Raw genomic sequence first — 6,313 nt, 5'->3', positions numbered from 1 at the left:
GAGCCAGTACGTCTATGGCTTGAAGAACGGCGTGGCCGAACAGCTCGGCATCGATGCCGACAAGGTGCGCGTGGTCAATCCCTATGTCGGCGGCGGCTTTGGCTCGCGCGGGTCGATGACGCCGCGGACCGCCATCATCGCCGGCATCGCCAGGCGTCTCAATCGTCCCGTCAAGCTCGTCCCGACCCGCGACCAGGGCTTTACGATCGCAACCTATCGGGCCGAAACGCGGCATGAGATCATGCTCGGCGCGAGCCGCGACGGCAGGCTGGTCGCGCTGCGGCATGAGGGCGCCGAGGTCTCCTCGCGCCCGGATGCTTATTGCGTCGGCGGTACCAAGACCACGACGCGGCTCTATGCTTGCCCGAACGTCGACAGCCTCGTGTCGATCGTGCGCGCGGACCGCAACACGCCCGGCTTCATGCGCTCGCCGCCGGAGGTGCCGTATCTGTTCGCACTGGAGAGCGCGATGGACGAGCTCGCGGTCAAGCTGAACATGGACCCGGTCGAGCTCCGCCGCATCAACGACACCACCAACGAGCCGATCGGCGGCAAACCCTATACGTCGCGGTCGCTGATAGCGTGTTTCGACGAGGCGGCGCGCGCCTTCGGCTGGTCGCAGCGCTCGCCGGAGCCGAAATCGATGTCGGACGGCGACTGGTTGATCGGCTACGGTTGCGCCGCGACGTGCTACCCGACGCAGATGGCGCCCTCCGCGGCGCGCGTGCGTCTCCAGCGCGACGGCCGCGCCCGCGTCGAGATCGCCGGCCACGAGATCGGCACCGGCGCCTACACCATCATCGCCCAGACTGCAGCCGAACGGCTTGGCGTGCCGCTGGAGAAGGTTTCGGTCTTTATCGGCGACAGCGATCTGCCGCCGGCGCCGGTCGCGGGCGGCTCGAACTCTACGGCCAGCACCTGTTCGGCGGTGATGATGGTGTGCGACCAGATCCGGCAGCGCCTGTTCAAGGCGGTGCTGCCGAATGAAAGTCTGACCGACAGGGCCAAGGAAACTATCGGCATGGGCCAGACGCCAGCGGTGCAGGCCGCAAAGAGCGATCGCCCGCTCGATATCCAGAAGGCGTTCGACGCACTCGGCGTTGGCGTGGTCGAAGAATATGGCGAGTGGAAGCCGGAAGGCGCGCCGCTGGATGCCTTCCAGGCCATGCACAGCGGGCAAGCGCGGCTCATCGGCGGCAGCAACATGAAGGACAAGATCGCCTATGCCTTCGGCGCGGAGTTCGTCGAGGTCAGGGTCAACCGCTTCACGCACGAGATCCGCGCGCCGCGCCTGGTCGGTGCTTTCGCGGCGGGCCGCATCATGAATCCGCGCACGGCGCGCAGCCAGCTCATGGGCGGCCTGATCTGGGGCATGTCCTCGGCGCTGCTTGAGGCAACCGAGATCGACGAGCGCACGGCGCGCTACGTCAACGACAACTTCGCCGATTATCTCGTGCCCGTGAATGCGGACGTGCCTGGCGTCGAGGTGATCCTGCTCTCCGAGCAGGATGATCACATCAACCCGGCCGGCGCGAAGGGGATCGGCGAGCTCGCCAATGTCGGCACCAACGCCGCGGTCTGCAACGCCCTCTATCACGCCACGGGCCAGCGCATCCGCAAGCTCCCCGTGCGGCTGGAAAATATCGAGGTGTGAGGGGTGGAAACCCTGGTAGCGTTGCGCTAGACACCTCTCCGCCTCAAACCGAAGGTGTCTTATGCAGCGTTTTCAGCGCGCGCTCCTCGCCCTGATGTCGGCACTCGCGATCACCGTGATCGGCGGCGTGTCGCATTTCGTTTCCACCACGGCCTCGGCCCAGACCGCAGGAAAGACCATGACCACAGCTTCAGGCTTGCAGATCATCGACAACGTCGTCGGCACCGGCGCCTCGCAAAGCCCGGCCAGATCTGCGTGATGCACTACACCGGCTGGCTCTACGAGAACGGCCAGAAGGGCAAGAAATTCGACTCGTCCGTCGACCGCAACGAGCCGTTCGAGTTTCCGATCGGCAAGGGCCGCGTCATCGCCGGCTGGGACGAGGGCGTTGCTTCGATGAAGATCGGCGGCAAGCGCACGCTGATCATCCCGCCGCAGCTCGGCTACGGTGCGCGCGGCGCTGGCGGCGTGATCCCGCCGAATGCGACGCTGATGTTCGACGTGGAATTGCTGGCGGTGAAGTAACCGCAGGTCGCACGTCCCGGGCTCCACGCTCTTTCTTCCGCGTGGTTCAGACGGGGATGGCGAGGACAAGCCCGGCCGTGGCGGACATATCCGCACCAACAATAAGACCGGCCCTTTGGCCGGTCTTTTCGCTTTCAGCTCTGCGCCGATTACTCGGTACCGCGCTTTGCAGCCGCCGCGGCGCGATCGATCGCCCCCTTCGCGGCGTCCTTGGCATTGCCCATGGCGTGCTGGCCCTTGCCCTTGACCTCCTGAACCGCGCCTTCACCCTTCATGCGGAACCGGTGGCTTCACCGACGCCCTGCTTGGCCTTGCCGATCGCCTCGTTGGTGGCGCCCTTGATCTTGTCGGTCGTGCTGCCCATGAAACTCTCCTTGCGGTTTGCTCAGGAAAGCAACGCCGGGCGGCTATGAGCGTTTCGATTTTGGTATGGCTTGATGCCGCGGCTTTGGTTAGCTTGCCGCGCACGGAACCAACAGAAAGCAAGATCAATGACCGGCCACGATCACACGCATTCCCACCGTCACGATCACGATGATCGCTGGAAACATGATGGCGTGCGCGTCATTCCCGGCAACCAGCTCGATCCGAACGTGCCCTCGACGCCCGGCATGGATCGCAAGGCCGCGATCAATTTCGCGCGCGTCGGCGCGCAGAAACTGTGGGCCGGCACCGTCAGCATCAAGCCTGACGCCAAGACCGGCGCGCATCACCACGGCCATCTCGAAAGCATCATCTATGTGGTGAAGGGCAAGGCACGCATGCGCTGGGGCGAAAATCTCCAGTTCACCGCGGAAGCCGGCCCCGGCGATTTCATCTACGTGCCACCTTACGTGCCGCATCAGGAGATCAACGCCAGCCCCGACGAGGTGCTGGAATGCGTGCTGGTGCGCAGCGACGGCGAGGCGGTCGCGATCAATCTCGACATCGAGCCGGTCGAGAAGCCCGAGACGGTGCTGTGGGTCGATCCCATTCACCGGGATCCGAACGAGAAGCAGTAGGGCTGCCTGACGAACTTGCGGGGGTCTATGCGACAGAACCCCGCAGGCCGAGGGCCAAAAATATTCGGAAGCCGTGTCGGATGGCCGCCGGTCCATCCGTCCTTGGGCGGAACCCCTCGCAAGGAGCTTCTGATGCCCAAGATGATCTTCGTCAACCTGCCGGTGACCGACCTCACGCGCGCCACCGCCTTTTATGAGGCGATTGGCGCGGTCAAGAACCCGCAGTTCAGCGACGAGACGGAGTCCTGCATGGTCTTTTCCGAGACCATCTACGCCATGCTGCTGACCCACGACAAGTTCCGCCAGTTCACGCCGAAGACGATCGCTGACGCCAAGACCTCGAGCGAGGTGCTGATCTGCCTGTCCGCCGACAGCCGCGACGCCGTCGATGACATCGTCGGCAAGGCGAAGACCTCGGGCGGCGCGGCCGATCCGGGTCCCAAGCAGGATCTCGGCTTCATGTATGGCCGCAGCTTCGAGGATCCGGACGGCCACATCTGGGAAGTGATGTGGATGGACGTGGCGGCCGTCACCACCCAGCCCGCCATGACGAACGCCTGATCGCCCCCTCAACAAAATCGAAATCCCGCAGAGGAGCATCCACGATGTCCAAGGTCACGCCCTGCCTGTGGTTCAACGGCAACGCCGAGGAAGCCGCGAATTTCTACGTGTCTCTCTTGCCCGACTCCAAAATCCTGCACGTTCAGCGCAACGTTACCGACAACCCGTCTGGCAAGGAGGGCTCGGTGCTCGTCGTCGAGTTCACGCTGGGCGGGCAGCGCTTTGTCGCGCTGAACGGCGGCATGAAGATGGAGTACACTCACGCGCTCTCGCTGATGATCAATTGCGCGGACCAGGCGCAGGTCGACAGCGTCTGGGAGGCCTTCCTCGCCCACGGCGGCAAGGAAGAGCAGTGCGGCTGGCTCAAGGACCGCTACGGCGTGTCCTGGCAGGTGGTGCCCACGGTGATGTTCGAGTACTTCTCGAGTTCCGACAGGGCCGCGGCGAAGCGCGCGATGCAGGCCATGATGAAGATGGTCAAGCTCGACATCGAAGGCGCGCGCCGCGCGTTCGAGGACAAGTCGGCGGCGTGAGGCCAGCCACACATGCGCTGTCATCGCCCAGCTTAACCGACGTACGAGGATACCGAGAAGCCGCGGCGTACTGGATGCCCCGCCTTCGCGGGGCATGACAGCGGAGGTAAGGGCGGCAGACGCACTCTACGCTAATAATTGATCCGCAGCCCCATGCCGCCGTGGATGGTGTTGCCGACCGGCTGCGGGCCGAGCGTGCCGTTGACGAATAAGTCGGCGATCCAGCCTTTGGAGAGGCGGAAGCCGAGCCGTCCGCCATATTCGAACCAGCCCTGGTTGCCCATCGTCGGCACCACCATGCCGTCGCCGGTCACGGTGGCGACGATGCCGCTATGGGTCGCGAACGACTGCACCCAGCCGCCATTGATGTTGGTCTCGATGTTGCTGCCGTAGAGATGGGTCCATTGGCCGCCGATCTTGACGAGGCAGGTGCGGTCGGTGCCGGTCGCGATGCTGGCGTCGAACGGGTTGAATGCCACCGCGCTGTCCGCGTAGCGGGACACGCGCTGCCAGAGCTGCCAGACCTCGACGGAGGCCGCGACCTCGTCGCGAGGCGACAGGCGGCTCATCCAGCCGGCGCGGCCGTAGACGGCGTAGTTCGAGGCGTTGGTCGCGCTCGTGACGCTCACCGGGCTCAGGCTGGTATTGTAGCTGCGGGTGTAGCGCACCTTCTCCCACGGCGTCAGGATCGTGCCGATGTCGAAGAACGGCCGTGACGAACCCCAGTCGGTGAAGTCATAGCGCAGCGCGAAGGCGCCCATCGGCGCGCTCGTGACGTTGTAGCCGCCTTCGCTGTATTGCGTGTAGGCGATGCCGGCGAGCAGCGACAGATTGTTGGCGAGCTCCTTGCGGCCGTGGATGCCGGCCGAAAACGAGCCGGCCGAGCCGAACGCGCTGATGCAGTCGCTGCAATTGATCTGCTCGTTGACGCCGAGCAGCACCGTCCCGAGCACCCGGTTGGTGACCATCTGGTTGAAGCGCTGGTTCGCGAGGCCGCCGATCGAATTGCCGCTGGAATCGGCGCCGGTCGGAGTTGGGCTTGGTACCGGGTACGGGTTTGGCGAGGGCGACGGCGAAGGAGTTGGCGAGGGCGAGTATGTTGGTGTGGGAGTCGGCGAATATGTCGGCGTTGGCGTCGGCCCGCCGCACTCGGACTCGCAGGCAGCCTGGGCTGCGGCCGAATGGGCGCCAAGCGCCGCGAGCGCAAGCATGGCGGCTGTGGCCAGCGCGCCGGCGAGGAGGACGCGCCCGAAGCGGTACTTCGCCATCGTCAGCGCCCGCACAGCATGCCGTCGTCATGAACGGTGGGTGTGATGGTCGGCGAGGCGTCCGCATATTGGTTGACCGCGCACAGCCCGGCATTCGCGGCGCAGTTTGCTGCGAACGTCCAGGGCGGCGTATTCGTCTTGGTGATGCTGACCTTGCCGCCGGACGAGGTGATGACCGCGGTGTCGCCGGGCTGGGTGAGCTGCAAGCATTGGAGGCTCAGCGTGCAGACGCTGGCCGCGCCGTCCTGAAGCACGACGACGGAGCGTCCACGCTGCGACAGGATGTCGAGCGTGGTGCCGCGAACGCCGATGGTCGCGAGCGGCGTCGTGATCTTATAGGCGGTCTTCTCCGAGTGTCCGGTGACGAATCGGAACGCGCCGGTGGCCATGCGGATCGCGACGTCGCGATAGCTGCGCTCATCGTTGAAGACGGTGCGGTCGAGCTTCAGCGTCGCGCTCGGCCCGAGCGACAGGTTGGTGCTGTCGGCCATGACGAAGCGCGCGGCGCTGTCGGCGCCGGTGCGCACGGTCTCGTCGCGCAGCATGCTGTCGCCGACATTGATCTGCGTCGTGGTCGAGGCCACGCGTACCACTTCGTTCTGGATCACGATCGCTTCGCCGACGCGGGTCTGCGCCTGCGCGCCGGACGCCGCGCACGAAACGGCCGAAAACATTGTGGGCAAAAGCAGGAAACGCAAATTCATTTCGCAACCGATCGATATGTCCCTGATCGTACCGGATCGCGCACGCTTGCGATGTGGCGTAATTATC

At 65.0% G+C, this 6,313-nt stretch carries 6 protein-coding genes and 2 pseudogenes; 5 read left to right on the top strand and 3 right to left on the bottom strand.

What is annotated here, in order from left to right; all coding sequences use genetic code 11:
- Together AYJ54_RS37035 and AYJ54_RS37030 are read left to right on the top strand one after the other, a co-directional pair.
- A partial coding sequence (locus AYJ54_RS37035) for a xanthine dehydrogenase family protein molybdopterin-binding subunit (RefSeq protein ID WP_245329219.1) occupies positions 1-1,654 on the top strand: 1,654 nt, incomplete at its 5' end.
- 61 nt (positions 1,655-1,715) lie between these two features.
- Positions 1,716-2,179 (top strand): annotated as a pseudogene (locus AYJ54_RS37030) (FKBP-type peptidyl-prolyl cis-trans isomerase).
- Positions 2,180-2,328: 149 nt separating this feature from the next.
- Here AYJ54_RS37030 and AYJ54_RS37025 read toward each other — a convergent pair.
- Positions 2,329-2,543, bottom strand: a pseudogene (locus tag AYJ54_RS37025) (CsbD family protein).
- Between the two features lie 127 nt (positions 2,544-2,670).
- On the opposite strand from AYJ54_RS37025, the gene AYJ54_RS37020 reads away from it, so the two are divergent.
- The 3 genes from AYJ54_RS37020 to AYJ54_RS37010 all read left to right on the top strand — a co-directional run bounded on the left by AYJ54_RS37020 (position 2,671) and on the right by AYJ54_RS37010 (position 4,274).
- On the top strand, positions 2,671-3,180 hold the full coding sequence (locus AYJ54_RS37020) for a cupin domain-containing protein (RefSeq protein ID WP_063707091.1): 510 nt from the start codon (positions 2,671-2,673) through the stop codon (positions 3,178-3,180).
- 132 nt (positions 3,181-3,312) lie between these two features.
- Positions 3,313-3,741 (top strand): VOC family protein, encoded by a 429-nt coding sequence (locus AYJ54_RS37015; RefSeq protein ID WP_063707131.1) that lies wholly within the window; start codon positions 3,313-3,315, stop codon positions 3,739-3,741.
- A gap of 44 nt (positions 3,742-3,785) precedes the next feature.
- Positions 3,786-4,274 carry a VOC family protein gene (locus AYJ54_RS37010; protein ID WP_063707089.1) on the top strand — a complete coding sequence of 163 codons (489 nt, stop codon included), beginning with the start codon at positions 3,786-3,788 and terminating at the stop codon, positions 4,272-4,274.
- Positions 4,275-4,405: 131 nt separating this feature from the next.
- Here the strand turns inward: AYJ54_RS37010 and AYJ54_RS37005 are convergent, their stop codons facing one another.
- The gene (locus AYJ54_RS37005) at positions 4,406-5,542 is read right to left on the bottom strand and encodes a hypothetical protein (RefSeq protein WP_063707130.1); all 1,137 of its coding nucleotides are present in this window, start codon (positions 5,540-5,542) and stop codon (positions 4,406-4,408) included.
- A gap of 2 nt (positions 5,543-5,544) precedes the next feature.
- Positions 5,545-6,246, bottom strand: a complete 702-nt coding sequence (locus AYJ54_RS37000) for a FecR family protein (RefSeq protein WP_063707087.1) — start codon at positions 6,244-6,246, stop codon at positions 5,545-5,547.
- Positions 6,247-6,313: the final 67 nt, after the last annotated feature.

It is taken from the genome of Bradyrhizobium centrolobii (genome assembly GCF_001641635.1).
Taxonomy (GTDB): Bacteria; Pseudomonadota; Alphaproteobacteria; order Rhizobiales; family Xanthobacteraceae; genus Bradyrhizobium; species Bradyrhizobium centrolobii.
Note: the sequence above shows the minus strand (reverse complement) of the source record. Positions and strands in the feature narration are given on the sequence as shown.